This is a genomic window from Cellvibrio sp. PSBB023 (genome assembly GCF_002007605.1).
Taxonomy (GTDB): domain Bacteria; phylum Pseudomonadota; class Gammaproteobacteria; order Pseudomonadales; family Cellvibrionaceae; genus Cellvibrio.
In genome coordinates, this window is record NZ_CP019799.1 from 2,507,501 (window position 1) to 2,510,000 (window position 2,500).

Below are 2,500 nucleotides of genomic sequence, written 5' to 3' on the forward strand. Positions count from 1 at the left end.
GACGTTCTAAACCCAGCTCGCGTACCACTTTAAATGGCGAACAGCCATACCCTTGGGACCGGCTTCAGCCCCAGGATGTGATGAGCCGACATCGAGGTGCCAAACACCGCCGTCGATGTGAACTCTTGGGCGGTATCAGCCTGTTATCCCCGGAGTACCTTTTATCCGTTGAGCGATGGCCCTTCCATACAGAACCACCGGATCACTAAGACCTACTTTCGTACCTGCTCGACATGTCTGTCTCGCAGTCAAGCGTGCTTTTGCCTTTACACTAACCTCATGATTTCCGACCATGATTAGCACACCTTCGTGCTCCTCCGTTACTCTTTGGGAGGAGACCGCCCCAGTCAAACTACCCACCATACACTGTCCGTAACCCCGATAAGGGGCCGACGTTAGAACCTCAAACATACCAGGGTGGTATTTCAAGGACGGCTCCATCGAAACTAGCGTCTCGACTTCAAAGCCTCCCACCTATCCTACACAGATAGGTTCAAAGTTCAGTGCAAAGCTATAGTAAAGGTTCACGGGGTCTTTCCGTCTAGCCGCGGGAACACGGCATCTTAACCGCGATTTCAATTTCACTGAGTCTCGGGTGGAGACAGCGCCCCCATCATTACGCCATTCGTGCAGGTCGGAACTTACCCGACAAGGAATTTCGCTACCTTAGGACCGTTATAGTTACGGCCGCCGTTTACCGGGGCTTCGATCAAGAGCTTCGCTTGCGCTAACCCCATCAATTAACCTTCCGGCACCGGGCAGGCGTCACACCCTATACGTCCACTTACGTGTTTGCAGAGTGCTGTGTTTTTAATAAACAGTTGCAGGGGCCTGGTATCTTCGACTGCCAATAGCTTACGGGGCAAGCCCTTCACCATCAGCAGTGCACCTTCTCCCGAAGTTACGGTGCCATTTTGCCTAGTTCCTTCACCCGAGTTCTCTCAAGCGCCTTGGTATTCTCTACCTGATCACCTGTGTCGGTTTGGAGTACGGTCTCTTTTTACCTGAAGCTTAGAGGCTTTTCTTGGAAGCATGGCATCAAGCACTTCATGTTCCGAGGAACACTCGTCATCAGTTCTCAGCCTTAGCATCCCGGATTTACCTAAGACACCAGCCTACGACCTTAAACACGGACAACCAACGCCGTGCTGCTCTAGCCTTCTCCGTCCCCCCATCGCAGTAAAAAGAGGTACAGGAATATTAACCTGTTTCCCATCGACTACGCGTTTCCGCCTCGCCTTAGGGGCCGACTAACCCTGTCCCGATTAGCGTTGGACAGGAACCCTTGATCTTCCGGCGGGGGAGTTTTTCACTCCCCTTATCGTTACTCATGTCAGCATTCGCACTTCTGATACCTCCAGCATGCTTCTCAACACACCTTCGACGGCTTACAGAACGCTCCCCTACCCCACATACAAAGTATGCAGCCGCAGCTTCGGTTGCTAGTTTTAGCCCCGTTACATCTTCCGCGCAGGCCGACTCGACTAGTGAGCTATTACGCTTTCTTTAAAGGGTGGCTGCTTCTAAGCCAACCTCCTAGCTGTCTAAGCCTTCCCACATCGTTTCCCACTTAACTAACATTGGGGACCTTAGCTGGCGGTCTGGGTTGTTGCCCTCTTGACAACGGACGTTAGCACCCGCTGTCTGTCTGCCATGATTGCACTCCAGGGTATTCGTAGTTTGCATGGGTTTGGTAAGTCGGGATGACCCCCTAGCCCAAACAGTGCTCTACCCCCCTGGGTGAGACATGACGCGCTACCTAAATAGCTTTCGGGGAGAACCAGATATCTCCCGGCTTGATTAGCCTTTCACCCCTATCCACACGTCATCCCCAAATTTTTCAACATTTGTGGGTTCGGTCCTCCAGTTAGTGTTACCCAACCTTCAACCTGCACATGGATAGATCGCCGGGTTTCGGGTCTATTGCCAGCGACTAGACGCCCTATTAAGACTCGCTTTCGCTACGGCTCCCCTATAAGGTTAACCTTGCCACTGACAATAAGTCGCTGACCCATTATACAAAAGGTACGCAGTCACAGAACAAGTCTGCTCCTACTGCTTGTACGCACACGGTTTCAGGATCTATTTCACTCCCCTCACAGGGGTTCTTTTCGCCTTTCCCTCACGGTACTGGTTCACTATCGGTCAGTTGGGAGTATTTAGCCTTGGAGGATGGTCCCCCCATATTCAAACAGGATATCACGTGTCCCGTCCTACTCGTTTTCATGACTAAGGCATTTTCGTGTACGGGGCTATCACCCTGTATCGCGGCACTTTCCAGAGCCTTCCACTAATACCAAAGCCACTTAAGGGCTGGTCCCCTTTCGCTCGCCGCTACTGAGGGAATCTCGGTTGATTTCTTTTCCTCCGGGTACTTAGATGTTTCAGTTCCCCGGGTTCGCTTCGTACAGCTATGTATTCACTGTACGATACCTACTAAAAGTAGGTGGGTTCCCCCATTCAGAGATCTCGGGATCACAGCTTGTTTGCCAGCTCCCCC

1 rRNA gene (only partly in view) is annotated in these 2,500 nt (G+C 51.9%); it reads right to left on the reverse strand.

The window, feature by feature from the left end:
* Window positions 1-2,500 (reverse strand): 23S ribosomal RNA (locus B0D95_RS10970) (it extends past both window edges: 310 nt to the left, 78 nt to the right).